General features: G+C 47.1%; 27 protein-coding genes. 11 read left to right on the forward strand and 16 right to left on the reverse strand.

Annotation, left to right across the window (positions count from 1 at the left end):
- Nucleotides 1-52 precede the first annotated feature (52 nt).
- Nucleotides 53-550, forward strand: a complete 498-nt coding sequence (locus tag CBP12_RS13550) for a hypothetical protein (protein WP_198341870.1) — start codon at nucleotides 53-55, stop codon at nucleotides 548-550.
- 126 nt (nucleotides 551-676) lie between these two features.
- Nucleotides 677-853 (forward strand): hypothetical protein, encoded by a 177-nt coding sequence (locus tag CBP12_RS13455; protein ID WP_157420065.1) that lies wholly within the window; start codon nucleotides 677-679, stop codon nucleotides 851-853.
- 24 nt (nucleotides 854-877) lie between these two features.
- Here CBP12_RS13455 and dinB read toward each other — a convergent pair whose 3' ends face one another.
- From dinB to CBP12_RS06550, 11 genes are all read right to left on the reverse strand, one after another.
- Nucleotides 878-1,927 (reverse strand): DNA polymerase IV, encoded by a 1,050-nt coding sequence (gene dinB / locus CBP12_RS06500; RefSeq protein ID WP_086963716.1) that lies wholly within the window; start codon nucleotides 1,925-1,927, stop codon nucleotides 878-880.
- Between the two features lie 103 nt (nucleotides 1,928-2,030).
- Nucleotides 2,031-2,255, reverse strand: a complete 225-nt coding sequence (gene nqrM, locus CBP12_RS06505) for a (Na+)-NQR maturation NqrM (RefSeq protein WP_086963717.1) — start codon at nucleotides 2,253-2,255, stop codon at nucleotides 2,031-2,033.
- A 1-nt stretch (nucleotide 2,256) separates the two neighbouring features.
- Nucleotides 2,257-3,315, reverse strand: a complete 1,059-nt coding sequence (locus CBP12_RS06510; protein ID WP_086963718.1) for an FAD:protein FMN transferase — start codon at nucleotides 3,313-3,315, stop codon at nucleotides 2,257-2,259.
- A 75-nt stretch (nucleotides 3,316-3,390) separates the two neighbouring features.
- Nucleotides 3,391-4,614, reverse strand: coding sequence for an NADH:ubiquinone reductase (Na(+)-transporting) subunit F (gene nqrF / locus CBP12_RS06515; protein WP_086963719.1), 1,224 nt, complete (start codon nucleotides 4,612-4,614; stop codon nucleotides 3,391-3,393).
- Between the two features lie 25 nt (nucleotides 4,615-4,639).
- Nucleotides 4,640-5,236, reverse strand: coding sequence for an NADH:ubiquinone reductase (Na(+)-transporting) subunit E (gene nqrE / locus CBP12_RS06520; protein WP_086963720.1), 597 nt, complete (start codon nucleotides 5,234-5,236; stop codon nucleotides 4,640-4,642).
- Nucleotides 5,237-5,238: 2 nt separating this feature from the next.
- Nucleotides 5,239-5,871 carry an NADH:ubiquinone reductase (Na(+)-transporting) subunit D gene (locus tag CBP12_RS06525; protein WP_086963721.1) on the reverse strand — a complete coding sequence of 211 codons (633 nt, stop codon included), beginning with the start codon at nucleotides 5,869-5,871 and terminating at the stop codon, nucleotides 5,239-5,241.
- Entirely contained in the window at nucleotides 5,864-6,649 is a 786-nt protein-coding gene (locus CBP12_RS06530) for a Na(+)-translocating NADH-quinone reductase subunit C (protein ID WP_086963722.1), read from the reverse strand. Before CBP12_RS06530 ends, CBP12_RS06525 begins: the two co-directional genes overlap by 8 nt.
- Complete coding sequence (locus tag CBP12_RS06535) at nucleotides 6,642-7,880, reverse strand: NADH:ubiquinone reductase (Na(+)-transporting) subunit B (RefSeq protein ID WP_086963723.1); 1,239 nt, start codon at nucleotides 7,878-7,880, stop codon at nucleotides 6,642-6,644. The genes CBP12_RS06530 and CBP12_RS06535 overlap by 8 nt, the downstream gene beginning before the upstream one ends.
- Nucleotides 7,881-7,883: 3 nt before the next feature.
- Complete coding sequence (locus tag CBP12_RS06540) at nucleotides 7,884-9,227, reverse strand: Na(+)-translocating NADH-quinone reductase subunit A (protein WP_086965424.1); 1,344 nt, start codon at nucleotides 9,225-9,227, stop codon at nucleotides 7,884-7,886.
- Nucleotides 9,228-9,573: 346 nt separating this feature from the next.
- Nucleotides 9,574-9,891, reverse strand: a complete 318-nt coding sequence (locus CBP12_RS06545; RefSeq protein WP_086963724.1) for a BolA family protein — start codon at nucleotides 9,889-9,891, stop codon at nucleotides 9,574-9,576.
- An 87-nt stretch (nucleotides 9,892-9,978) separates the two neighbouring features.
- A complete protein-coding gene (locus CBP12_RS06550; RefSeq protein WP_086963725.1) occupies nucleotides 9,979-10,590 on the reverse strand; it encodes an alpha-ketoglutarate-dependent dioxygenase AlkB family protein in 612 nt (203 codons plus the stop codon).
- Nucleotides 10,591-10,645: 55 nt separating this feature from the next.
- Between CBP12_RS06550 and CBP12_RS06555 the strand changes: the two genes are divergently transcribed.
- Genes CBP12_RS06555 through CBP12_RS06570 form a run of 4 tightly spaced genes read left to right on the forward strand, consistent with a single transcriptional unit; the run spans nucleotide 10,646 to nucleotide 14,387 of the window.
- A complete protein-coding gene (locus CBP12_RS06555; protein WP_086963726.1) occupies nucleotides 10,646-11,791 on the forward strand; it encodes a methyltransferase in 1,146 nt (381 codons plus the stop codon).
- A 9-nt stretch (nucleotides 11,792-11,800) separates the two neighbouring features.
- Nucleotides 11,801-12,379 carry a YajG family lipoprotein gene (locus tag CBP12_RS06560; RefSeq protein WP_086963727.1) on the forward strand — a complete coding sequence of 193 codons (579 nt, stop codon included), beginning with the start codon at nucleotides 11,801-11,803 and terminating at the stop codon, nucleotides 12,377-12,379.
- Complete coding sequence (locus CBP12_RS06565) at nucleotides 12,379-13,005, forward strand: peptidylprolyl isomerase (RefSeq protein WP_086963728.1); 627 nt, start codon at nucleotides 12,379-12,381, stop codon at nucleotides 13,003-13,005. The genes CBP12_RS06560 and CBP12_RS06565 overlap by 1 nt, the downstream gene beginning before the upstream one ends.
- The gene (locus tag CBP12_RS06570) at nucleotides 13,002-14,387 is read left to right on the forward strand and encodes an AmpG family muropeptide MFS transporter (RefSeq protein ID WP_086963729.1); all 1,386 of its coding nucleotides are present in this window, start codon (nucleotides 13,002-13,004) and stop codon (nucleotides 14,385-14,387) included. The genes CBP12_RS06565 and CBP12_RS06570 overlap by 4 nt, the downstream gene beginning before the upstream one ends.
- 228 nt (nucleotides 14,388-14,615) lie before the next feature.
- Here the strand turns inward: CBP12_RS06570 and CBP12_RS06575 are convergent, their stop codons facing one another.
- A complete protein-coding gene (locus CBP12_RS06575) occupies nucleotides 14,616-15,098 on the reverse strand; it encodes a YajQ family cyclic di-GMP-binding protein (protein WP_086963730.1) in 483 nt (160 codons plus the stop codon).
- 126 nt (nucleotides 15,099-15,224) lie between these two features.
- Here CBP12_RS06575 and CBP12_RS06580 point away from each other — a divergent pair, with 126 nt between their 5' ends.
- Nucleotides 15,225-16,148, forward strand: a complete 924-nt coding sequence (locus CBP12_RS06580) for a ketopantoate reductase family protein (protein ID WP_086963731.1) — start codon at nucleotides 15,225-15,227, stop codon at nucleotides 16,146-16,148.
- A 100-nt stretch (nucleotides 16,149-16,248) separates the two neighbouring features.
- On the opposite strand, the gene thiI is transcribed toward CBP12_RS06580, so the two are convergent.
- The 3 genes from thiI to pomA form a co-directional block, all read right to left on the reverse strand.
- Nucleotides 16,249-17,703 (reverse strand): tRNA uracil 4-sulfurtransferase ThiI, encoded by a 1,455-nt coding sequence (gene thiI, locus CBP12_RS06585; RefSeq protein WP_086963732.1) that lies wholly within the window; start codon nucleotides 17,701-17,703, stop codon nucleotides 16,249-16,251.
- A 184-nt stretch (nucleotides 17,704-17,887) separates the two neighbouring features.
- Nucleotides 17,888-18,736, reverse strand: a complete 849-nt coding sequence (locus CBP12_RS06590; protein WP_232455191.1) for a flagellar motor protein MotB — start codon at nucleotides 18,734-18,736, stop codon at nucleotides 17,888-17,890.
- Nucleotides 18,737-18,780: 44 nt separating this feature from the next.
- Entirely contained in the window at nucleotides 18,781-19,536 is a 756-nt protein-coding gene (gene pomA, locus CBP12_RS06595; protein ID WP_086963734.1) for a flagellar motor protein PomA, read from the reverse strand.
- A 236-nt stretch (nucleotides 19,537-19,772) separates the two neighbouring features.
- On the opposite strand from pomA, the gene xseB reads away from it, so the two are divergent.
- From xseB to CBP12_RS06615, 4 genes are all read left to right on the forward strand, one after another.
- Nucleotides 19,773-20,018 carry an exodeoxyribonuclease VII small subunit gene (gene xseB / locus CBP12_RS06600; protein ID WP_198341871.1) on the forward strand — a complete coding sequence of 82 codons (246 nt, stop codon included), beginning with the start codon at nucleotides 19,773-19,775 and terminating at the stop codon, nucleotides 20,016-20,018.
- A gap of 1 nt (nucleotide 20,019) precedes the next feature.
- Nucleotides 20,020-20,922, forward strand: a complete 903-nt coding sequence (ispA, locus tag CBP12_RS06605; RefSeq protein ID WP_198341872.1) for a (2E,6E)-farnesyl diphosphate synthase — start codon at nucleotides 20,020-20,022, stop codon at nucleotides 20,920-20,922.
- Nucleotides 20,923-20,943: 21 nt separating this feature from the next.
- Nucleotides 20,944-22,821, forward strand: a complete 1,878-nt coding sequence (dxs, locus tag CBP12_RS06610; RefSeq protein ID WP_086963736.1) for a 1-deoxy-D-xylulose-5-phosphate synthase — start codon at nucleotides 20,944-20,946, stop codon at nucleotides 22,819-22,821.
- Nucleotides 22,822-23,038: 217 nt separating this feature from the next.
- Nucleotides 23,039-23,698, forward strand: coding sequence for a class I SAM-dependent methyltransferase (locus CBP12_RS06615; protein WP_086963737.1), 660 nt, complete (start codon nucleotides 23,039-23,041; stop codon nucleotides 23,696-23,698).
- Between the two features lie 162 nt (nucleotides 23,699-23,860).
- On the opposite strand, the gene fusA is transcribed toward CBP12_RS06615, so the two are convergent.
- Nucleotides 23,861-25,954: an elongation factor G gene (gene fusA / locus CBP12_RS06620; RefSeq protein WP_086963738.1), complete on the reverse strand. Its 2,094-nt coding sequence runs from the start codon at nucleotides 25,952-25,954 to the stop codon at nucleotides 23,861-23,863.
- Between the last annotated feature and the right edge of the window lie 243 nt (nucleotides 25,955-26,197).

A 26,197-nucleotide genomic window follows, 5' to 3' on the forward strand; every position in this document is an offset into this window, starting at 1 on the left:
TATGCTGCATAAATTGGCCTACATCATTTTTAATTTAACGATTGAGGTTTGCATGCGTCGCCTTTCACTAAAACACGCTCCTTTGTGCGTAGCACTCTCCCTGTTTGCCCTGCCCGCCATGGCCGATAATATCTTTAGCGGCGTAATTAACTTTGGCCGTGAGATTTTAGATGAAACCCGCAAGATGGCGCCGGGTATTCAAAATGACCGCCGCCATGAAGAGCCCACTAAGGTACAAGCACCCCTAAACGATGGCAGAGATAACCCAGCCGTTGATTATACAGATGCTAATGTCGCCACGGCACAACCTGCTGTGGGTGCTTCTAGTAACGTTATTATTGCGCCCCCACAAAGTGGCCAACCTACCGGAGCCAATTTAAATTACACCTATGGACAGGGGCAGCGCTCTACTACCTCGAAAGCTAATCGCTTAAAAGAACCCTCCTCAAGCACCCACAATCAAGGCGGTTGGGTACAAGAAACGCCAAACCAAGCAGAGACGCACAATAATGCTAATTTTGGCTGGCAAGAAGAAGATAATTTACAATAACAGCGCGCTATATTAGCGCGTCTATCTGTGACTCACCTTTAAGAGCCGCTATCGATTAGCGGTTTTTTATTAGCGAATAAGCTGTTAGGGTAAAAAGACATTTAAAAAGATCAACAAGGAGCGAACATGAACACTTCGTCAGTAGCCCTGTTTCTTGCCCTTAGCGCCAGTTATTTAGGTGTGGCCCACGCTGAGCCGACGGATAATAACGCTGCCGCCTCGTTTAAGGTTGCGCACCAGCCAGATGGCGATGACCCAGCGCCAGAAAAGCAACAAACAGCCCTAAAAAATAACACTCAATAACTATTTTTAGCGCCTGATTACACTCTATTTCCAATCAAAACTCAGTTGTTGGCGCTCGGTGTTAGGCGTGGCATTTAGCTCTACACTGACTCCCACTAAGCGCACTTTGCGCCCTTTTGCTCGCTGCCAGCCTTCTATACACAATAGCTGGGCAAACTCCAGTGCGAGTACTGGTGTGCGCCGAGATAAGGTGGTTTGGCTAAAGTCGCTAAATTTAAGCTTAATACACAGCCCTTTGATGGCTCTATTATCCAAGCGCTTAACTAACTCAGGCCATAATTGTGCAAGCACGGTTAAGCCTTGCTCTGTGGTTTGGATATCATCAATTAGGGTGGTTTCCACCCCTACCGACTTTCTCACCCGGTGCGCTTGTACGGGTCTTTCATCTAGGCCTTGAGCGCGCTGCCACAATAAAGCACCAAATTTACCAAAACGGCGTATTAACTCGCTTTCGCCAAATGCGGCTAATTGATGACAATGAGTTAGCCCAAGGAGTTCGAGTTTTTGCGCCGTTTTAGCGCCCACACCGGGTATTTTAGTCAGCGGCAGTTGCTGAACAAAATCCGCTACTTTAGCCGGTGGCAACACAAACAAGCCATTGGGTTTATTTTCATCGGAGGCAATTTTGGCCAAGAATTTATTGGGCGCCACGCCTGCCGAGGCAGTGAGGTTAAGCTCATGCGCTATGGTGGCACGAATATGTTCAGCGATGCGGGTCGCGCTTCCTTTAAACCACGGGCTGTCGCTCACATCTAGGAAGGCTTCATCTAAGGAAAGAGGTTCAACTAAGTCGGTGTAACGATGAAAGATTTCGCGAATTTGCAAAGAGACCGCTTTATAGCTTGGCATATTGCCAGGCACTAATAATAAATGCGGACAACGCTGCAACGCTTGGTGACTGGACATCGCCGAATGAATGCCAAATACGCGCGCCGGATAATTACAGGTGGTGATCACGCCGCGTCGTTCGGGCCGCCCACCTACCGCCATGGGAATATCGCGCCACTCTGGTCGAGCACGCATTTCTACTGCCGCAAAGAAGCAGTCCATATCCACATGAATAATTTTGCGCATACGTGAAAGGCAGCTGTACGCTATAGGTTAAGCGCCATACGAAAGACCCATTCGTACAGCGTACAGCGGTTAACGTACAGCATTATTTAACGCCTGCAGGGCGTTAAATAATTCTATTTTCTTCGAGCATTTGCCGCTTAGCTTCGGCTTTGGCCAGCTTTTTTTGCCGACTCTCACAAGGATCATCGCAGTCGCAGGCCTTTTCTATACCGACACTACCTAGGCCACCGCAAGAACCGGCAATGGTTTTACGCTGTATTATGTAACCAATTGCCATGGCAAAAAACACCAAACCAAACGCGGCAAAGGTAATCAGAAAGTAAGTCATATCAACCTCTTAAATACTTTTTAAAAGCAGGGGTCATATCTACTTTAAAGCCATCGTCCGTTTTGGTCAGCAGATATACAGCAAGCTCGTGTTGCTCGGCAAAGGCCAAAGCGGCGTCTGTGCCCATCACCGTTAATGCCGTAGCTAGCCCGTCAGCTATCATACAGGAGGCATGAATTACTGTCACGGACGCAAGATTATGAGTAATGGGGTGGCCGGTGTTTGGGTCTATGGTATGGGATAAGCGCTGCCCTTGCATCTCATAATAATTACGATAATCACCCGAAGTGGCGACACTGTTATTTCCAGGGACGATGATCTGTTGTACTAGCTCATCAGCGCGTTCGTCATCATGGTGGGGCTTTTCTACGGCGATAGTCCATGGCTTGTGATGACCATTATAGCCACTTAAGCGCACTTCTCCGCCAATTTCTACTAAGTGATCATGTAAGCCTTGCTCATCTAAATACTCGGCCACCACATCAACGCCAAAGCCTTTAGCAATAGAAGATAAGTCTAAATACAACTCAGGGATTTCTTTTTGTAAATACTGACCTTGGGCGTCTATTTCGACTCGTAAGTGCTCAAGACCCGTATGAGTCAGCGCCGCTTTTAGCTGTGTATCACTCGGCACTTGTACTGGTCTTTCATCTGGGCCAAAGCCCCATAAATTAACCAAAGGGCCTATGGTCACATCTAGCGTGCGCTGGGTTTGTTTACCCAGCTGCAAGGCGGCAGTTACTACCGTTGCCGTATCAACCGATACAGCAAAAGGCGCTGTTGAAGTGGATTGGTTAAAGCGACTCAGCTCCGAATCTGGCAAGTAAGTAGACATCTGCTGATTAACGACTTCGAGTCGTTGATCAATTTGTGCTTGTAGCTGTTTAGCTTGCTCTTTATCTGCACCCACTACTTTTACGGAATAATAGGTCCCCATAGTGCTGCCAGTTAAATGTAGCTCGGCTTGGCCAGAAGCTGCAGGCGTGCCAGCCGGCTTACAGGCGACCAATAAAAAGGCCAGCCCCACTGGAGCCAGCCATTTTGTTATATATGAACTCATATGAGTTTATGCACCTTTATGTTTAACGACTCACGATAGCGTGAGTCGTAGATAACAAATTGTGTTTATAACGGGTTAACCACCAAAGTCATCAAGCAGAATATTTTCTTCTTCTACACCCAAATCTTTGAGCATATTGATAACAGCGGCGTTCATCACCGGCGGTCCACACATGTAGTACTCACAATCTTCAGGCGCTTCGTGATCCCGCAGATAGTTTTCATACAAGACGTTGTGGATAAAGCCGGTGTAACCGGTCCACTCATCTTCAGGTGTGGAGTCACTCAAAGCCACATGCCAAGTAAAGTTGTCATGCTCAGCGGCCAAGCCATCAAAATCTTCTACATAGAACATTTCGCGACGTGAACGGGCACCATACCAGAAACTGATCTTACGCTTAGAGTCCAAACGCTTAAGTTGATCAAAGATGTGCGAGCGCATCGGTGCCATACCTGCACCCCCGCCCACAAATACCATTTCGGCATCGGTGTCTTTGGCAAAGAACTCACCAAATGGGCCTGAGATAGTGGCTTTGTCGCCTGGCTTCAAAGACCAGATGTAGGAAGACATCTTGCCTGGAGGTGCGTCCCAGTTGCGCGGTGGCGGTGTGGCAATACGCACGTTCAGTAAGATCATGCCTTCTTCTTCCGGATAGTTAGCCATGGAGTAAGCGCGGATGGTTTCCTCGTCTACTTTAGACTCTAACTCGAAGATTTTAAACTTATCCCAATCTTCGCGGAATTTTTCAGGCACATCAAAGTCTTTGTACTTAACATGGTGCGGTGGCGCTTCAATTTGAATATAACCACCGGCTCGGAAAGGAACACTTTCGCCATTTGGAATTTTCAGCTTCAATTCTTTAATGAAAGTGGCTTTACTGTCGTTAGACAAGACTTCGCAATCCCACTTCTTGATGCCGAATACTTCTTCTGGCAGCTCAATTTTCATATTCTGTTTAACGTTCACTTGGCAAGACAAACGCTCACCATGGCGTGCTTCGCCTTTAGAAATATGATCAAGCTCGGTTGGTAGAATTTCACCACCGCCATCTAAAATACGTACGCGACACTGACCACAGGTACCACCACCGCCACAGGCAGAGGAAACAAAGATACCGTTATTGGCCAAGGCACCGAGCAGTTTACCGCCGGCACTGGTGGTAATGGTCTTGTCAGGGTCATCGTTGATGCTAATGACCACGTCCCCTTCTTCAACCAGCTTGGACTTAGCAAACAGGATAATGCCTACTAGGACCAGCACGATCACGGTGAACATGACCACGCCTAGAATGATTTCCATCGTTTATTCCTTTTCTATCACCGGATTACAGGGATATGCCAGAGAAAGACATGAAGCCAATTGCCATTAGGCCGGCAGAGATAAAGGTAATCCCCAAGCCACGTAAACCATCAGGCACATCTGAATACTTCATCTTCTCGCGGATACCGGCCAGCAACACAATTGCTAGCATCCAACCGATGCCTGAGCCAAAGCCGTAAACGATAGACTCAGCGAAGTTATAATCGCGCTGTACCATGAAAGAAACACCACCAAAGATGGCGCAGTTTACAGCGATCAACGGCAAGAAAATGCCCAAGGCGTTATACAGCGCAGGGAAGAACTTATCTAACAACATTTCCAAGATTTGTACCAACGCTGCAATGACGCCGATAAAGGTAATGAAGTTCAAAAAGCTCAAGTCCACGCCGTCAACCAAGGCACCGTCTTTCAGTACATAGTTGTAGACTAAGTTGTTAACTGGCACTGACAACGTCAGTACTACGGTTACGGCCACACCCAGACCAAATGAGGTTTTTACCTTTTTTGATACTGCCAAAAAGGTACACATGCCGAGGAAGAAAGCCAATGCCATGTTTTCGATGAAAATGGCACGAACAAACAAACTAATAAAATGTTCCATGCTTACTCCTTCGCCTCAACCTGATCGGGGCGCATGGTACGCAGTACCCAGATAATGCCACCGATAATAAAGAACGCACTGGGCGGTAACAGCAATAAGCCGTTTGCCTGGTACCAACCGCCATTTTTAACTAACGGCAGAATTTCCATACCAAACCAGGTGCCTGAGCCAAAAATTTCTCGGATAGTGGCCACGATCAGCAAGATCAAACCATAACCCATGCCGTTACCAATACCGTCATAAAATGACATTAAAGGTGGGCTCTTCATGGCGTAAGCTTCGGCGCGACCCATTACGATACAGTTAGTAATAATCAAGCCAACAAACACCGACAGCTGCTTAGAGATGTCATAGGCATAGGCTTTGAGGATCTGGTCCACCACTATTACTAAGGATGCGATAATCGCCATTTGCGCGATAATACGTACCGAGTTTGGAATTTGGTTGCGCACCAATGAGATAAACAGGTTCGAAAACGCCGTTACCGCAATTACCGCCAATGACATCACGAATGCGGTTTGCATCTGTGAAGTAACGGCCAGTGCCGAACAAATTCCCAATACCTGCAGGGTAATCGGGTTATTACCGATAATAGGTCCAAAGAGGACTTTTTTTACTTCTGCTTTATCAGCCATTGTTGCGCTCTCCTGTCTCTAGCTTGCCTTCTTGAACCTCAGTCAGGAAAGGTCCAAAGCCTTTCTCACCTAACCAAAACTCGAAGGTTTGCTGTACGCCCTTAGAGGTTAAGGTTGCACCAGAAAGGCCATCGACACTGGAAGCAGAGTCGGCAGGCGCTTCGCCTTTAACCACTTTAATCGCCGGATTGCCATTTTCGTCATACAGCTTCTTACCCACAAACTTGGCACGCCAAGCTGGGTTTTCCACTTCACCGCCTAGACCTGGGGTTTCACCTTGGTCGTAGTAAGTGATGCCTTTAATGGTTTCACCATCGGGGGCCACGGCCACAAATGCATACATAGTGGACCACAGACCTTGACCGTGCATGGGCAGAATAATACTGTCCAAGTTACCGTCTTCATCTTTGGCCATGTATATTGGGACTAAGTTAGCACGACGGCGGATACCTGCAGGGTCTTCGCTTGGGCTTAACTTAATACTGGTGTCTTCTTCTTTGGCCGCTATGCGTTGGTCGTAACCTTCAACGGGCTTATCTGAAAACTCCCCTTTTTCAATATCCCATAACCGAGCGTCTATGTATTTTTTATAGTTTTCGGCTACGTTAGCGCGGCCAAGGCCGGCTACTTGTACTATGTTGGTTTGTACGTCCAGTGCTTTGTTGAGTTCTTGGGTAGGCTTAAGCAATACCGCTGCGCCAGATACCACCACAGAACACACCAAACATAAGACGATAATGACAGCAAAAGTTCTGCCAACTGATTCTCTCTTAGCCACGAGCCAGTCTCCGTTTGATGTTAGCTTGCACCACTAAGTGGTCAAACAAGGGAGCGAACAGGTTGGCAAACAAAATCGCCAGCATCATGCCTTCGGGGAAGGCGGGGTTCACTACACGGATCAAGATAACCATGATGCCAATTAAAGCGCCGTACCACCATTTACCTTTATTGGTAAAGGAAGCTGACACCGGATCGGTGGCCATAAACATCATACCAAACGCAAAACCGCCCACGACTAAGTGCCAGTACCACGGCATGCTAAACATGGCATTGGTGTCGGAGCCAATAAAGTTAAACAGTGTGGCCATGGCGATCATGCCTACCATTACCCCACCGACGATGCGCCAAGAAGCAATACCCATATAGATAATGAATAAGCCACCTAACAAAATCGCTAAGGTCGAGACTTCACCAATCGAGCCTTGCATATGGCCGATAAAAGCTTGGGTCCAAGTAATGGCTTGGTCGGTGTTAACGTCCATCAGGGCGTTAACGCCACCTTCAGACCACTGACCCAGTGCCGTAGCACCAGAGAAGCCATCCACTGCCGTCCACACAGTGTCACCTGAAATTTCTGCAGGATACGCAAAAAACAGGAAAGCACGACCGGCCAGGGCTGGGTTTAAGAAGTTTTTACCGGTGCCGCCAAAGATTTCTTTGGCCATGACCACACCAAAGGTGATCCCAAGTGCCGCTTGCCATAACGGCAAGGTGGCGGGCACGATCAAGGCAAACAATACCGACGTTACGAAGAAACCTTCGTTCACTTCGTGCTTGCGCACGCTGGCAAAAATCACTTCCCAAAATCCACCCACAATAAATACCGTGGCATAGATAGGTAAGAAGTAAGTCGCACCCAAGAGCATTTTACTGCCCCAACCTGCGCCCTCACCCAGCGTTGCCCCTAAGGTTTGTGCCAAGCTGTAGCGCCAGTTGCCATCAATCACGCCTGCCAAATCGGCTGGGCTATACATGTTTAACAAGGCGTTAATGGTTTGTCCGCCTGAGTTATACATGCCAAAGAACATGGCCGGGAAAGTGGCCAACCACACCATGATCATGATGCGTTTCAGATCAATACTGTCACGAACATGAGAGGCGTTACGCGTTACCATACCAGGGGTATAGAGCACGGTAGCAACTGCTTCGTACAAGGCGTAAAATTTTTCGTATTTACCGCCTGGCTCGAAATGGTGCTCCATTTTTTCCAGAGTGTGTTTTAAGCTCATTTGTTAGCCCTCTAGCTCAATTGTGGTCAGACACTTGCGCAGCGCTTGGCCATAATCATATTTGCCCGGACACACATAGGTACAAAGCGCCAGATCTTCTTCATCTAACTCTAAGCAACCTAAGGTTATTGCACTGTCGGTATCGTTAGACAAAAGATCTCGCAGCAATAGGGTGGGTAAAATATCCAGCGGCATAATGCGCTCGTAGTTACCAATTGGCACCATTGCTCGCGGCGAACCGTTAGTGGTGGTAGTCAGGTCAAACAGTTTGCCTTTTGTCAGGTGGCTTAAATAAGCGCGCGTAACAGAGAACTTATTGCTACCTGGCACTAACCAGCCAAACAGTTCTTTTTCACGACCTTCAGCCAATACCGACACTTGCAAGTGGTAACGACCCAAATAAGCATGAGGACCTGACGCCGCCGTGCCATAAAGCACAGAGCCAGAGATCACGCGGTTTTCACCCGCTTGCAACTCGCCCGCCGTGAGCGCATCTAATGAAGCACCGATACGCGTACGAATTAAACGTGGCTTTTGTACCACAGGGCCAGCTAAGGCGATCACCCGATCGGTAAATAATTCACCGGTGGTGAATAATTTGCCAAAAGCGATCACGTCTTGATAATTAATAGACCACACCACTTTGCCCGGCACGATAGGGTCAATAAAGTGGATATGGGTACCGGGTAAACCGGCTGGGTGTACGCCCTTGAACCCATGCTCTTCAATATTGCTGGCTTGTGCTTGTGGTAAACTGCCCTCGCCCTTACAGACGTGAACTTTGCCTTCAGTTAAGCGACTTATTACTAAGAGACCATCGGTAAAGGCTTGCGCGTTTTCCTTAATGATCAGCTCAGCATGAGCGCTTAATGGATTAGTATCCATGGCGGTAACGAAAATAGAGTGAGGGGTCGAATCTACAGCAGGCACTTTACTGAAGGGTCGAGTACGCAGTGCCGTCCACATGCCAGACTCAATGAGCTGTTCACGAACGGTGTTGGGTTCTAATGTGGCGATTTCTGCAGAAGCATATTTTGAAAAAGTAATCTGCTCTTCGTTGTCATCAACGGCAATCACGACAGATTGCAGTACTCGCTTGGCGCCACGGTTAATTTCAACCACGGTTCCGGCGGCGGGAGCTGTGAATTTAACGCCAGGATTCTTCTTATCTTCGAAGATCACCTGACCTTTTTTAACATGATCCTCTACCTTAACGTACATGGTAGGGCGCATGCCCACATACTCTTCACCGAGCGTAGCAACGCGCTTGATGGCAGGGCCATCGTAGATTACTTGCTCTGGTGCCCCGGCTATCGGGAGGTCCAGTCCTTTTTTTATTGTAATCATACTCACTTGCACTACTTGTTAGAGGAAGACAGGTACTTGCCATGTCAGACATGACAACATGCTGATGAGTCGCTACCGGTCTGTCCACTATCATGTCATCAACAGCCTGACCACAGTCCGGTAACATCCAGCCCCAAATTAAGGGCGCATAATGTTACCACTTTTCACACACTGGCTGCCATGGCAAATAGTAATATTTAATGCCACTTTATATAAAGCTTTCAGCTTTATATAAAACACGATGCAATAAGCGCAGGGTGTTCGCTGTTAATAAGGCTAATCGTCTTTGATTAAATAAGGGCAAACTCACTAAAGGTAGTGCTCGTCAATAAAAGGCGTGGTTGAGTTAGCTCGATACGCCTCCTTGTCCGCGACACGGCGGGCTGTCGGCAACACCTGCGCGGGCTTGCCATTCGCTGGGCGTTAAAGTGTGTAATGCTAGAGCATGAACTCCTTGATTGAGTTCATCATTGAGTAATTGATTAAGCAGGCGATGGCGCGCTAATAAGCGTTTTCCGTCGAAGGCTTCACTGACCACCACTATTTTAAAATGGCTTTCTGAGCCAGGCAGAACTCGGTGCATATAGCTTTCATTAATCACTTCAAGATGCAAAGGCGTAAAAGCGGCCTGTACCTTTTGCTCAATCTGAGCTTGTATCGACATGATTAACTCTCCGATAATTTCTATAAATTAAGACCGCCAATGTCGGCACCTACTTTCATAGTCACAAGGAGCCTGCTCACCCTTTGCTTATTCATTTAGCCAGCGAAATGTTAAATTTATGCGCGGCTCATGACAGGCGGCCATTTTAGGCAAGGCGTGTTGCCAATGATGCTGCATTTCACCGGCCATCACCAATAAGCTGCCATGGCTGAGCACCAATTCCAGTTGCTCGCCACTGGTGTGGCGTAATTTAAAACGCCGACTTGCGCCTAGAGTAAGTGACGCAATCGTGGGATTAATCCCCAGTGCTGGTTCATTATCAGCATGCCAGCCCATACTGTCTTGGCCGTGGCGATATAAGTTTAATAACACGCCATTAAACGGCTGACCACACAATTTGCTCACTTGCTGCGCTATTTTTTTAACTAGCGGATGCCAAGGCTCAGCAGCACGGGTTTTCCCCGAGTAACGATAACTGCGCTCGCCCATCCAACAGGACAATCTTGGCTCGTTTAACTCTTTACCAAACATCCGCAAACGATGTTGCTGCCATGGGATGTCATTTTGCAGCTGAGCCAACCATAAATCTGCAGGTTCAATGAAGGCGTGCGGGCACCATAATAGCCGCCCCTGTACTAATGGCAACCAAGCATCTTCAGGAATAGGGTGCCCAATCGCAGAGTTAGCGGGTGTTGGCATGCTGCTTTTCCTTTAGTAACTGTTAAAATGATTTTTTTCTTATGAGCTTATTGTTATGAATCAGCACTTTTCTCTTCCTGGGGGCGGCGCGCTCACCTTACTTAGATTTCCACGTAAAGCACACGATAAGCTCCAAGCGTGGGACGCCGGCGATGAATATCTTATTAATGAATTGGCCAGCCACTCTTTAGCAGATAACACGCGAATTCTAATTTTAAACGATGGCTTTGGCGCGCTCACTCTAGCGCTACACCGTTATCAGCCTTGGAGTGTGTCAGACTCACGCGTGAGCGAGTTGGCGTGCTTAGCCAACGCCCATGACAATGGCTTGGCACAAAATTGGACGCCCCTTTCAAGCTTGGCTTCTTGGCCTGAAGATGAAGCGCCTCCCCAGATAGTATTACTTAAATTACCTAAAAATAATGCCATGCTGGAATACCAACTGGCACAATTAAGCCAAATTGTTAGCCCTAGCACGCGAGTGATAGCGGCGGGCAAAGCCAAAGACATTCATAGCTCAACTTTGGCTTTATTTGAACGCCATCTTGGTCCCACCACCACAAGTTTGGCCCGCAAAAAAGCCCGCCTTATTTTTTGTACGCCAGACCCTGCCCTTAAAGCAAAACGTTTGCCGGTACCTGTCGCTTGGCCGTTAGAGAACAGCCACTTTACGCTTTTTAATCACCCAAATGTGTTTGCTAGAGCTAGTTTAGATATTGCGGCTCGCTTGTTTTTAGCACACCTACCCAAGGACCAAAGTGGACATATTATTGACTTAGGCTGCGGAAATGGCGTGTTAGGTTTAATGGCTTTAGTCAATAACCCCGACGCTGAGGTGACTTTTACTGATGAGTCTTATATGGCCATTGCCAGTGCTCGCTTAAATATCAGCCATAACTTACCAGATGCCCAAGCACGCGCCCACTTTTCGGTCAATAACTGTCTCGATGGCGTACCCGCTGATAGTGTTGATCTTATTTTGTGTAACCCGCCCTTTCATCAGCAACAAGCCATTACCGATCACATAGCATGGGAAATGTTTGTCGATGCCAAGCGGGTATTGCGCAGTGGCGGTGAATTATGGATAGTCGGTAATCGCCATCTTGATTATCACCATAAGTTAGCCCGTTTATTTGGCAACCATACGGTAGTGGCATCTAATCCTAAATTCGTTATTCTCAAAGCCAGTCAACCTCGTTAAGGACGCATTATGAAAACACTAAAATGGTTAATGGTGGGCGCGATCACACTGAGTCTTACCGCATGTGCAAGCTATTATCCGGTGGCAGTAGATGTAAAACCGACCGTTGATGCCAGCGGTGGCGTTTATCGCGGCCAAGCCATTAGCTTAACTAGCCAAGATAATCGTAATAATGACTACATCATTCAAATTGAACAAAACAATAAAGCGCCGGTCGTGGTGGGAGCCAGTAATAACTTAAAAATACAGATGGAGCAGGCACTAGCGCAAGGCTTTAGTGACCAAGGTGCTGTGATTGAGCAAGGCGCTAACACCCAAATACAGCTCGAGATTCAAGAGGTATTAGCGCGCGTGATCCGCGGACACATTAGCTATGACGTAGTACAAAAGCTGCGTATGCAATTAGTCTTAAAACGCGATGGTCGCACCTTTACCAAACAATATCGCCGTAGTGCACAAGCCGAATTTCCTGGGCGCTTGCATCCTGAGCTAGATAAGGTGAGTGCAGCTATCGATGAGCAGCTTACCTTGATGGTAAAAGACATGTTGGCAGATCGCGATATCCAACAATTTATTGGGGCCCAATAATGAAGTCTGTTTTTCTATTTGCTGCCAGCTTGCTGGCAGCCGCCTCAGCGTGGGCGGGGCCTAAAGTCGAGTTAGTGACTACCCTAGGCACCCTAGAAGTAGAACTGAATGAGCAAGCCGCGCCTGCTACCGTTGCTAATTTTTTACGGTATGTGGACGATGGCAGCTATGAAGGCAGTATTTTCCATCGCTTGATCCCAGGCTTTGTAGTGCAAGGGGGCGGCTTTGATAGCGCCTTTACGCCGCTGCCCACTTATAGCCCGGTAGTGAATGAGTCTAATAATGGTTTAAAAAATACTGCTGGCAGTATCGCTATGGCGCGCACTCAAGATCCTAATAGCGCCACTCGCCAATTTTATATCAACTTTAGCGATAACAATTCCCTTAATGGCGGGCGCAACAGTGGTTACACAGTGTTTGGTCAGGTAACCGCTGGCCAAGAAGTGCTAGAGAAGATAGCTAACGTGCCCACTGGCATGAATTTAACCTTGCGCGCGCGAGATGTGCCCAAACAGAATATTATCTTAGAAAGGGTGCGCCGTTTAGAGCCAGAAGTAGCCACGCCCAACGACCCCACTCCCCAAGATAGCGATACTCCCGTTGAGCGAGACCCACTTAAGCCATGACCACGCTTAATAAGACCAAGCCCAGCTGGTCTCAACAACTGGCGTTATATCGTGAGCGCCGAGTGCTTGCTTTACTCGCACTCGGTTTTTCCTCAGGACTGCCGATATTATTGGTCTTTGGTACCTTGTCGTTTTGGTTACGTGAAGCAGGCGTGAGTCGCACTAGCATTGGCTTTTTCAGTTGGGTGGCACTGGCCTATGGCTTAAAAGTATTGTGGGCGCCACTAGTCGATAGGCTTCGTCTTCCTGTTTTAGCACGCTTAATGGGACGTAGGCGCAGCTGGATGCTGCTCTCGCAACTGACTATTATGGCGGCCTTAGGGGGCATGGCCTATTCAGACCCCCAAAGCCAGCTCACCTATTTAGCTATATTTGCGCTCGCCGTGGCCATTGCCTCTGCCACTCAAGATATTGTAATTGATGCTTATCGTATTGAGGCCGCGCCAGTTCGCTTACAAGGAGCACTGGCTGCGGCTTATATGATGGGCTATCGCCTTGGCATGATCATGGCGGGTGCTGGCGCGCTCGCTATTGCTGCGTGGGCGGGCTCTGACTTAGGTTATAACCCCCAAGGCTGGAAGAGTGCTTATTTGGGCATGTCTAGCTTTATGCTCGTTGGCGTCATTACCTGCTTTTTATTACATGAGCCACAAGTAGACTTAAAACAGCAACAAAATCTACAAGCAACTCATCGCCAGCAACTCATTGCCGCTGGCCATAGCGTCCCCATTGCTAGCGCTTTATCTTTTATGTATAGCGCGCTACTGGCGCCCTTTATTGATTTTTTTCAGCGCTTTGGCAAACAAGCGCTGGTTATTTTAGCGCTTATCGCCTGCTATCGAGTGTCAGATGTGGTGATGGGCGTGATGGCTAATCCGTTTTATGTGGACATGGGCTTTAGTAAGTCACAAATTGCCACTGTGACTAAAGTGTATGGCGTCGTCATGACCTTAGTAGGGGCGGCTTTGGGCGGTATATTGGTAAGCCGATTTGGTACACTGCGTATCTTAATGTTAGGCGCAGTATTAGCAGCGGCCACCAATTTAACTTTTGCTTTAATGAGTCAGTTTGGGCCCGATGTGACCTTGCTAACGGTGATTATTTCACTGGATAATCTTAGTGCAGGTATTGCGACGGCGGCCTTTATCACTTATTTATCTAGCCTAACTAATGTGGCTTTTTCTGCCACTCAATATGCGCTATTTAGCTCGATTATGATGTTATTCCCTAAGTTTTTAGCCGGCTTTTCTGGGCTGGCCGTGGATGCGTATGGCTATGCAGTTTTCTTTATTGGCACTGCCGCCATCGGTCTACCGGTATTATGGCTGATCCATAAGGTCAGTAAAGCAGCGCTAACTGCCCAGCACCAAGCGAAGAAATAAACTCCCAACCCTAGTATTTTTTTGCCACGCAGTACAAGCAACGAGTCAGAAAAATCAAGACAATCACGAGTTATTATTAAAGCTGACCACAGCAATTGTCTTAGTCTCTTACTCGTTTTAAATTTCTTTTAGGTATTGCGTGGCACAAAATCTTTAATCTTTAAGGCGCTCAGCTTTAACCTTCCCCCTTTGCGCCTCATTATTTTCCATATTAGCTCTGCTTCAACTTTAATCGCGAAAATTATTAAATTGCAGCGGTTGCTCTTGTTCACTCCCACGCAACAGCGCCATCACATCTTGTAGATCATCGCGTTTTTTACCGGTAATGCGTACCTGATCGCCTTGAATGGCCGCTTGCACTTTTATTTTGCTATCTTTAATTTGCTTGACCAACTTCTTAGCGTACAAGCTCTCTAAGCCTTGTTTAAAACTTATTTCTTGGGAGTAGCGCTTACCAGTGTGCACCACATCAGCCACATCCATACTGCGCACATCTAATTTACGTTGCACCATTTTTGCCTGAAAAATATCAAGCATTTGCTGAAGCTGAAAATCCGCATCGGCGCTAATTTTTACTTTATCTTGGTTTAATTCAAAGCGCGCTTCCACACCTCTAAAATCAAAGCGGGTTTCTAATTCGCGATTAGAATTTTCCACCGCATTACGTACTTCATTCATCTCAACTTCAGACACAATATCAAAAGAGGGCATGCTGGCTCCTTTAAATGGTTTTATTAATCGTTAGCGACAAAAAAATACGCTGGAAACAATGAAAGTTCACAGCTAACGTATATGCTTAATACACACGCATAATAACAAAATTTAGGGAATAGAGTGATGACGGAATGGACCATTCTTGGAGCGGGGGCTCTGGGTTGTGTTATTGCAGGCCAACTCCACCAAACAGGTGAACGAGTTGGCTTTATGCTTTCTGAGCGTCATCGAGGTCATTTTCATCCAAATTTAGACCTGATCACGCTCAGTGGCCGCCACCAGTTAATTCAAAGCCAACCTAGATTTCCTGAACACGCACGCAAAGTCGAATGCCTACTGGTATTTACCAAGGCCTACCATGTACTTGAAGCACTGCAAGAGCTGCAGCACTTACCTAAAAGTACGCCGGTAATATTATTCAATAATGGCATGGGCCTGAGCGAACAGGTAAAAGCCCTATTACCCGATAACCCGCTACTGGTTGGAGTATGTAGCCACGGTGCCATGAAAGAGCAAGACTGGCTAGTGCGCCATACCGGCAAAGGAGACACTTGGTTAGGTCCTTTAAATGAGGCGGGTAAAGCGTGGCAGCATTTAATTAAGCCATTAGCAAAAGCACTAAATCATTGCGAATGGAGTGATGATATTGCGCTGCACCAGCGACGTAAACTCGCTGTTAATGCCGTTATTAACCCCCTCACGGCTCAATATAATATTAGTAATGGCCAACTGGCCGAGCCAAGATTTAAAGAGGCGGTGGAACAACTCAGTGATGAAGTGTATCAAGTCATTTCAAACTTGGATGCCAGCAGTGCCGAAAGCCGAGAAGATTTTCGCCGCCGTTTAGCGCAAGTAATTGAATTAACCGCAGCTAACCATTCTTCAATGCAACAAGATGTCACCCACGGTCGAAAGTCAGAGATTGATTATATTACGGGCTATATTCTTCAACATGCCGAAGGCATTCCAGTCCCCGTTAACCAACAGCTTTATGATGAAATAAAAAATCGTGAAATGCATAAGACTAAACTAGCCGCACAGAACTAACTCTTTATCGCGAGCGATAAAAACGCCATTCAATAGAATGGCGTTTTTATTTCACTGCATAAGCTTATGGTTTGTCTTACTAAGCGGGTACTACTGTGAGTTAGGGCTTATAGACTTTGACATTTTCAAAGCCTTGCTCTTTCAGATGAATGGCCTGTAAGCGACTCATTACTCCACGATCACAATATAAAAGATACGTTTTGCTGGCATCTAATTCACTAAATTGGCTAGACAGCTTAAAAAACGGCATAACACGCACTTCACAGCCTGCTACTTTTAAGGGCGCCACTTCTTCTTCTTCGGGTGGGCGAATATCAAGAATTATCTCATTTGAGTCTTCTTGCGTGGTATTTGCTGCCGTAAACTCCACCTCAGGTAAGAGGCGTTTATGCTCTAACATACGCACATCTTCTACACAGGCACTAGCAATGGCCTGTTCTAATACCCTAAAGTCAAAGTGCCCTTCTGCTTCGACCACGCGAGTCATTTTTGCCTTAATAGTGGGGCTACTGGAGATAACACCGCAATACTCAGGCATTTTTTCGGCAAAAGGAGCGGTACCAATACGACGCGCTATATCGATAATATCTTGCTTATCAGAAGCTATTAGCGGGCGCATAATCAACATCTCGGTTACGCGGTCGATCACATTGAGGTTAGTCACCGTTTGACTCGACACCTGCCCCATAGCCTCACCCGTTACTAGCGCATTAACGGCCAACTTTTCAGCCACAGCGGCACCAGCACGCATCATCATGCGTTTCAAGATAACGCCCATATAGCCGTTTTCGACCTTTTCTAGGATCTCACCCACGACTCCTTCAAAGGGCACCGAAATAAACTTAACACGATGGGAGGCACCGTATTTTTTCCACAAATAATAAACCACTTCCCGAACGCCGGCTTCATGCTCAGGGCCGCCGAGATTAAAAAAGCAATAATGGACGCGGCTACCGCGCTTAATTAACTGATAAGACGACACGCCTGAGTCATAGCCACCGGACATTAAACTCAACACACTTTCTTGACTGGCGATAGGATAGCCGCCAAGGCCTAGGAATTGCTCACTTACCAAATATAAGCGCTCACCCTCCAGCTCTAAATTGACTTGTACTTCGGGTTTTTTTAGCTTTACACCCGCCGTATTGCAGCGCTCAAATAAGCCGCCACCCACATAACGCTCCACATCCAATGAGCTAAACCCTTGCTGGCCACGGCGCTTGGCGCGCACACAAAACGTTTTTCCTGCTAGCAAAGGGCCAAAGGCCTGTTCGGCATGTATTAATATTTCATCAAGGCTGCTGACTTTGTACTCTTGTACTTCCAAAAAAGATTGAATACCAGGCACACAGGCCAACAGCTCAATCATGGCTTGGCGATGCTCATCAAGCTCAGAGCGCACAATCAGCTTATCCCACTCAGAGCGGATCTTTACGTTTTCATCCAAAGGTTTCAATACGTTACGAATATTGCCTTGTAGCAACTTAGCCATGCGCTGGCGTACCGAGCGGCTTTTAATAGTAATTTCTGGATGAAGCTTGATGATAAATTTCATAAATACGGTACGCCTAGAACAGCTTAAAAAGGAAAACACATAAAATAAAGCCGCGCATTATAACTCTTTTTAGTGCGCAGTTGTGCAAAAAACTATCAGCCACCTCAAGCGAATGAGTCCAAACTTTATCGACTGCCATAAAAAAGGCCTGAACGCGGTTCAGGCCTAAGGAGAGAGATGCACTTTAGCGTGGTGCGTTTAAGTCCAGCGGCGGCGTAAATTTAGGTTTACCTTGGGAAAGCGTGATTTCAACGCGGCGATTACGGCGACGATGCTCAGCGGTATCATTTCCTTCCAGTGGGCGAGTGCCCGCCATCCCCATCACGACCATGCGCTCTTCATCAAAATTGGGCACTTTCAGTAATTGCTCAGCAACGGCTAACGCACGCTGAGAAGACAGCTCCCAATTAGAACGAAATAACTCATTACTACTTTGAATATCATCGGTGTGGCCTGCGACTAAAATTTCTCCCGGAATATCATTAATTAAGCCGCCAATTTTTCTTACTACCGGCCAAAATTGCGGTTGTAAAAAGGCAGAACCCGAGGAGAAAGAGGCATTTTCTTTAATACGGATCACCACTTGTTGGCCAAGCGCTTCAATTTCGATAGCATCTTGTTCAATGGACTCGCTCAGCTCCTCTGCTAACTCCTGGGCAATCACCATCGTTTGCTGATCTATAGGGGGCGCTTCTTCTTGTTCAGAGCCATCTTGGTCGCCCTTCTCTCTGCTAAGTCCAGCGGCGCGATCCGATTCGCCGGGCTGGAAGTCGAGTTCAGCTTGAGTGGAGTCAGTGGTGTGCTGCATTATGGTATCAATCGGCGTGGGCTGAGGCTGACCGGGTCTAAACTCCAACGCAATCACCGACGTCCCTTTAGGAATTTCGGCCACTTCTAATTGGTTTTGTACGCCAAAGGCGTATTTCATACTGCCGGCCACTTGCTTAAATTTCAGCACATCCATTTCGGCAAAGGCTAAGAGCAGCACAAAAAAGCTCATTAGCAGCGTGGCTAAATCGGCAAAAGTGGCCATCCACGCCGGCGCACCTGCGGGTGCTTGTTTGCACTTTTTGGCCACTACTCCTCCTTGGACCGTTTATTATCGGCCAAATAGTTTTCTAGTAAGCCTTGCAACACTCGGGGGTTTTGCCCATCTTGAATGCCCAATATCGCATCTAAAATCAAGGTTCGGTTTAAGCGCTCTTCTTCTGAACGCAGCTCTAGCTTATCGGCAATAGGCATGGCAATCATATTAGCCAACACGGCACCATACAGAGTGGTTAATAACGCAATCGCCATGGCCGGTCCTATGGCTTTAGGATCATCCATATTAGCCAACATGGCGACTAGCCCGACTAAAGTACCTATCATGCCCATCGCCGGTGCTACATCACCTAATGCACGAAATATTTTTGCCCCTAGCTCTTGGCGCTCGGCGTTTAAGTCAATGTCCTTTTCTAGCGCTTGTTTTACAACACTTTGCTCATGGCCATCCACTAACATATCTACGGCTTTTTGTAGAAAAGGATTGGTAATTTCTGCTTCTTCAAGGGCTAAGAAGCCGCCTTTACGAGCCGAGTCGGCGAGTACCACCACTCGCTCAATCAAATCTTCTGGCTTTTCCAGTTTAAACATAAAGGCTTTGCCGGCAATTTTAGCCGCGCCTAAAAACTGCCCTAAATTAAATTTCATCATGACGACAAACAGAGAGCCAACAAAGACGATAAAAAATGAGGGTACATCCGCATACATACCCAAGCTGCCGCCTAGCACCATGGACATACCGACAAATGTCAATCCGCCGATTAACCCGATAATCGTTGCTAAATCCAAAGCAAGGCCCTCATGGCTGAGTTATAAACAGTAAAAGTCACAGTATGACGAAACAAATAGGTTTCAATCTTACCTTGTAAGAACCCGTTTTGTCGCCATCGGTATTATCGGCAGTCTCGGCTATTCTTTAAGACTTTATGTCAGTAAACGAGCGCGCTGGCTATAATTTTCGCCAAAACTGTGGTGGCGATGGTACTATTGACGCTTATTTTGCCGTTTAATCACAGAGGATGCCCGTGGCTACTAAAAAACCTGAAAATATGGATTTTGAAAGCGCCCTTGCAGAACTGGAAAACTTGGTCAACCAACTTGAAGAAGGTGACCTGAGCTTGGAGCACTCACTCAAATCGTTTGAGCGCGGCGTACAACTCGTGCGTGCCGGTCAACAACGTTTAAATCAAGCTGAACAGCAAGTACAGATTTTATTACAACAAGATGATGGACAGCTAACATCATTTACCGCGCTCTCTGAGGAGTCATAAGGTGGCCGAAAGCTTACTGCAAGCGCAGTATCAAGCGCGCATTAAGGAAGTGTTGGCAACCACTATTGCCAGACTTACCCCCTTAGCCCCGACCCTTAGAGCCGCCATGGAATATGGCTTATTGCGCGGAGGAAAGCGGGTACGCCCTTTGCTGGTATATGCAAGTGGCGAGTTATTAAGTCAATCGGGTGCGAGCTGCAATACAGCGGCACTCGATGCCGCCGCCGCCGCCATAGAATGTATTCATGCTTATTCTTTAATTCATGACGACTTACCGGCCATGGATGATGATGACTTGCGCCGTGGCGAGCCGACTGTCCATAAAGCGTTTGATGAAGCTACGGCTATTTTAGCGGGCGATGCCCTTCAAGCCTTGGCTTTTGAATTATTAAGCCAAGCAAATTTAGGCTTAACTCCGGCGCGCCAACTGCGCATGATCCAAGAGCTGTCGCTCGCCTGTGGCTATCAGGGCATGTGTGGCGGGCAAGCTTTGGATATTCAATATGAGGGGCAAAGCATTGAACGCGCCGCTCTAGAAGAGCTACATCGCCATAAAACCGGCGCTTTAATTGTAGCCGCAGTCCGTTTAGGCGCCTTATGTGTAGAGGACATGCAAGAAGCGCATTTAAGCGCGCTCAGCCAGTACGCTCATGCCATAGGGCTCGCCTTTCAAGTACAAGATGATATTTTAGATATTACCGCCGATACCCAAACGCTCGGTAAAACCCAAGGTAAAGATATTATGCAGCAAAAAAGCACTTATCCGGCCTTATTAGGTCTGGATGGTGCCCGCCAGTTGGCTGAGCAATTGCTTGCTCAAGCCTTGGCGGCATTAGCTGATATCCCCTACTCCACTCAAACACTGGAAGCCTTCGCTCACTATATCGTGAAACGCGATTTTTAGAGCGAGGATAAGAATAAGCTTATGAGTCTCAATATTGCTGATTACCCCACCTTGGCCTTGGCGAACATGCCCGATGAGCTTCGCAGCCTCCCCCAAGATAAATTGCCCGCCTTGTGCGCCGAGCTAAGATCCTACTTACTGCATTCTGTTAGCCAAAGCAGTGGTCACCTTGCATCAGGTTTAGGGGTGGTTGAGCTGACGGTGGCGTTGCATTATGTGTATAACACCCCCTTTGATCGCCTAGTGTGGGATGTGGGCCATCAGGCCTATCCCCATAAAATTTTAACCGGGCGACGGGATTTGCTGCCTAGCATTCGCCAATTTAAAGGGCTGCATCCTTTTCCTTGGCGTGAAGAAAGCGAATACGACACCTTAAGTGTCGGGCATTCGAGTACCAGTATTAGCGCCGCTCTTGGCATGGCGATTGCCGCTGATCATGAGCAGCAAGGCCGCAAAGTCGCCGCCATTATTGGTGATGGCGCTATTACGGCGGGCATGGCGTTTGAAGCCCTCAACCATGCGGGTGATATTCATAAAGACATGCTAGTGGTGTTAAATGACAATGAGATGTCAATTTCTGAAAATGTCGGCGCCCTTAATAACCATCTCGCCCGTATTATGTCTGGCTCTTTGTACAGCACACTGCGTGAGGGCAGTAAAAAAGCCCTAGAAATTGTGCCACCGCTCAAGGCGTTTGCTAAGCGTACCGAAGAACACCTTAAAGGCATGATTATACCCGGTACTTTATTTGAAGAGTTTGGCTTTAATTATGTCGGCCCTATTGATGGGCATGATATTAATGCGCTTGTAGAAACGCTGCGCAATATGCGAAAACTGAAAGGGCCGCAGTTTTTACATATTATGACGCGCAAAGGTAAAGGCTATCAGCCCGCCGAGCTAGACCCTATTGGTTATCATGGCGTGCCTAAGTTTGATCCTAGCCAAGACTCACTGCCTAAAGCTGCAGTCGGCAGTCCCAGCTATTCCAAGGTATTTGGCGACTGGCTATGTGATATGGCTAGAGTTGATGACAAGCTCATGGCTATTACGCCAGCCATGCGCGAAGGCTCGGGCTTAGTGCGTTTTTCTAAAGAGTTTCCAACACATTATTTTGATGTTGCCATTGCCGAACAACATGCCATTACGTTGGCAGCAGGGATGGCAATTGAAGGCAAAAAGCCGGTTGTAGCCATTTACTCGACGTTTTTACAACGCGGTTATGATCAGCTGATCCATGATGTAGCGCTGCAAAAGCTCGATGTGTTATTTGCTATTGACCGTGCCGGCATAGTGGGCGCCGATGGCCCCACCCACCAAGGCGCTTATGACTTAAGCTTTATGCGCACCGTACCCAATATGGTGATTATGACGCCCAGTGATGAAAACGAATGTCGACAAATGCTCTTTACCGGTTATCAGTACTCAGGCCCTTGTGCCGTGCGCTATCCGCGCGGATCAGGCCCTGGTGCTGCTATTGAAGCGCAATTACAGGCACTCGACATTGGTAAGGGTCGCATTATTCAACACGCAAGCAGTGATAATAATGCGGTGGCCATTCTTAACTTTGGCAGCTTGCTAGGTGAGGCTAAATTAGCCGCACAGCAACTGGATGCCACCGTCGTAGATATGCGCTTTGTGAAGCCGCTGGATGAAGCGCTGCTATTGTCGTTATTAGACTCTCACACGACTTTGGTAACCTTGGAAGAAAACGCCATTATGGGCGGTGCTGGCTCAGCGGTAAATGAGTGCTTAATGCGCAATAAAAAATTAGTGCCGGTATTAAACTTAGGACTGCCCGATTATTTTGTAGAGCAAGGCAGCCAACAACAGGTCCTTGCTAAGCTTGGCTTAGATGCCGAGGGCATACTTCAGGCTATCCGCGACTATCAAGCTCATTAATTTAATCACTGAGTCTCTTAGGCTCAGTGGTTTTCTTTAGCCCTAGCTGCTCTTATTATTACACACTCTTACTTACTGCTCGCTCCTCACGGGACGCCTCGTCTCTAACATTCACTAACATGTTGCTAAATGTGCTATAATGGCGCCAAATTTCTTGATCTTAGCTCTTGCTAGTTACTTAAGGTTACTGGCTTAGCCTCCTACTTAGGACATTAACATGACTTCGCCCGTGCGCGTACGTTATCAAACGATTGAGATTGGCAATAAAGACATTCACTTATGCACCTTACGCGATAACCAACAATTTAGTGATCCCGATGGCGTTGCCGAACGCTTAGGGATTTGCGATACCTCTTGGCCATTATTTGGCGTGCTTTGGCCCTCTAGCCAAGTGTTAGCTAATTACATGCTTGATTATGACATTGAAGGTAAGCGCATTCTTGAGGTGGGCTGTGGCATTGGTTTGGCGAGTATTTTACTAAATCAACGTAATGCCGATATTACGGCCACCGACTACCACCCCCAAGTCAAAACTTTCCTTAATAGAAATACGCAGCTTAACAACAATAAGAATATTACTTTTGAGCGCGCCGACTGGGCTGATGAACACAGTAATTTAGGGCGCTTTGACTTAATTATTGGCAGTGACTTATTATATGAAGATCAGCATATTGCCCTGCTGGCTGGCTTTATAAATCGCCATGCCAACCCTAACTGCAAAGTAATTTTAGTGGATCCGGGTCGGGGCAGAAAAAATAAAATCAGCAACGACTTGCTCAACTTTGGTTTTACTAGTAACCACATTAAGCCAGAAGATACTCATTACTTAGCAGAGCCTTTTAAAGGTCATATTATGAAGTTCTTACGCACTCAGTAATAGCAGGTTAAGTAAATAACAACGCGCTCTTAAGCGCGTTTTTTTATGGCTGCTAAGCGAGCAAGGCTAGCGCTATTAACAGCTGCAAAAAGATGACTTACCAGCAGGCATAAAAAAACCGCTGCAAGCAGCGGTTTTTATACTAAGCAAGATGGCGCTTAATTATTTCTTGGCTTCTGCCGCTTTACGCTCGGCAACCTGAGCCACTACCTTTTCAGAGATATTGGCTGGGCAAGGTGAGTAGTGTGAGAACTCCATAGAGAACTGACCACGACCAGAAGTCATAGTACGCAAGTGACCAATGTAGCCAAACATTTCAGACAATGGCACATCTGCCTTGATGCGAACACCTGTCATACCGGCATTTTGATCTTTGATCATACCGCGACGACGGTTCAAGTCACCAATAACATCACCTACGTGATCTTCAGGCGTGAACACGTCAACTTTCATCACAGGCTCAAGCAACTGTGGCTTAGCTTTAGCGATAGATTGGCGGAACGCACCTTTAGCGGCGATTTCAAAGGCAATAGCTGAGGAGTCAACGGCGTGGAATGCACCGTCAATTAACTCAAACTCAACGTCCAATACTGGGAAGCCAGCAATGGTACCTGTGTTCATCATGCTGCCGAAACCTTTCTCGATAGCAGGCCAGAATTCTTTAGGAACGTTACCGCCCACTACAGAAGACTTAAACACAAAACCGGTATTGGCATCGCCTGGGCGAATGATGTAGTCAATCTTACCGTACTGACCTGAACCACCAGACTGCTTCTTGTGCGTGTAGCTGTCTTCAATTTCAGCGGTAATGGTTTCACGGTAGGCTACTTGTGGCTCACCAACAATCAGCTCAATACCATAAGTGCGCTTTAGGATGTCCACCTTAACATCTAAGTGCAGCTCACCCATGCCTTTTAGGATGGTCTCGCCAGAGTCAACGTCAGTTTCTACTTGGAAAGAAGGATCTTCTGAGATCAACTTACCCAACGCCACGCCCATTTTCTCAGAACCACCTTTATCTTTTGGTGCAACGGCAATAGAGATAACAGGATCTGGGAACACCATGGCTTCTAGAGTACATGGGTGCTTAACATCACACAAAGTGTGACCGGTTTGTACGTTTTTCATGCCCACTACGGCAATAATGTCACCGGCGTGTGCGCTGTCAATTTCTGAGCGCTGATCCGCCATCATTTCTACCATGCGACCGATACGCTCGGTTTTGCCAGTGGCACTGTTGAGTACTGTGTCACCTTTTTTGATGGTGCCTGAGTAGATACGGATAAAGGTCAGGGCGCCAAAACGGTCATCCATGACTTTAAAAGCTAACGCTTTTAATGGCTGACTTGAATCAACGATAGCGAACTCACCTGTTTCATTACCTTCTTCGTCAGTTAACGGCTGTGGGTCAACTTCGGTTGGGCTTGGCAAGTACTCAACAACGGCATCCAGAATTAACTGCATACCTTTGTTTTTAAAGGCAGAACCACAGAAAGCAGGGAAGATTTCCATGGTGCGCGTACCTTTACGGATACAACGCTTGATCTCTTCAATGCTAGGCTCTTCGCCTTCCATGTAAGCTTCCATCAGATCGTCATCTTGCTCAACGGCAGACTCAATCAGCTTCTCACGGTATTCTTCAACTTGGTCAACCATGTCAGCAGGAACGGCTTCAATGCTGAACTTATCTGGGTCACCCGACTCATCCCACACTAATGCTTCACGAGTCAGCAGGTTTACCACGCCTTTAAAATTCTCTTCTGTACCAATAGGTAAGGTCATTACTACTGGGTTTGCACCTAAGACGTCACGCGTCTGTTGTACTACGCGCAAGAAGTCAGCGCCTAAACGGTCTAGCTTGTTAACGAAAATCAAACGAGCAACGCCTGATTCGTTCGCATAACGCCAGTTAGTTTCAGACTGAGGCTCAACACCGCTAGAACCACAGAATACACCGATACCGCCGTCTAATACTTTCAGTGAACGATAAACTTCAACTGTAAAGTCAACGTGTCCTGGGGTGTCGATCACGTTGAATTGAAAGCCTTTCCAGAAACAGGTTACCGCAGCTGACTGAATGGTAATACCGCGCTCAGCTTCTTGGTCCATGAAGTCAGTAGTAGACTCACCGTCATGGGTTTCACCGGACTTGTGGATTTTTCCGGTCAGTTTCAGGATACGTTCAGTGGTGGTGGTTTTACCCGCATCAACGTGCGCGAAAATACCAATGTTTCTGTATTTGGATAATTCGGTCATGATTCAACTTAAAATGATGAGTTTATGAAGTAGACGGAGTATCCAAAATTCACTGACACACCGACACAGTTTTTAGGCCGCATATTATGAATGAAAAGCTAACTGCGCGCAAATGAGATGAGACAATAACGCATACTTTTTAAACGATTTACTAACAAATCTATAGTAATCAAAAGGCTATAACCGTGACTGCGAGCCTCTTATAAGCAAAACAGGCCATTTTTAATAATTATTTTTATCCTT

The sequence above is a fragment of the Oceanisphaera avium genome (assembly GCF_002157875.1).
Taxonomy (GTDB): Bacteria; Pseudomonadota; Gammaproteobacteria; order Enterobacterales; family Aeromonadaceae; genus Oceanimonas; species Oceanimonas avium.